Below are 549 nucleotides of genomic sequence, written 5' to 3'. Positions count from 1 at the left end.
ACGGATCACCATTGTCCCAGCGCCAGACAATTTTATTGTCGGGCGTACGTGTAATCATCCGTGGCGTTCCCAAATGATCCGGATGAATATGGAACACGTTGGTCGCCGTGCTTTGCGCAGGTGCGGTACCCGTGACTGTTTGTGTCAATACCGCCACCGGCAGATTGCCCAAGTATACTGTCTCGCGGGTCGGCTTGCCATTGGTGTAAGTATACTCACCGGCCAGTTGCCCTTGCTCATCATAGACAAACACCCCGCCAGCGTAGCCTTGGAAAACACGCTGGTCGAGCCCATTGAAGAGCTGGTAGATGGTCATCGCACCATTCTGGATGCTGTACGGACGACCTCGTCCGCTGTAGGTCACGACAAGGGTACCATCGCCAGTCAGATTGCCGGCACCGTTATAGGTATTGGTCTTGGCTGGCGCCGGACCTGTCGTGGCGGTCAGCTTGTTACTGGCAGGATCGATAGTGTTGGTGTAGCTGTTCGCACCGAACCCCGCTTTGATGCGATTGCCACTGGCATCGTAGGCGTAAGTCTGGGAAACGC

1 pseudogene is annotated in these 549 nt (G+C 55.7%); it reads right to left on the bottom strand.

Annotation, left to right across the window (positions count from 1 at the left end):
* Window positions 1-549 (bottom strand): annotated as a pseudogene (locus tag F1735_RS34145) (RHS repeat protein); the annotation flags it as partial.

This window comes from Massilia genomosp. 1, assembly GCF_011682185.1.
Taxonomy (GTDB): Bacteria; Pseudomonadota; Gammaproteobacteria; order Burkholderiales; family Burkholderiaceae_D; genus Telluria_A; species Telluria_A rubra.
Note: the sequence above shows the minus strand (reverse complement) of the source record. Positions and strands in the feature narration are given on the sequence as shown.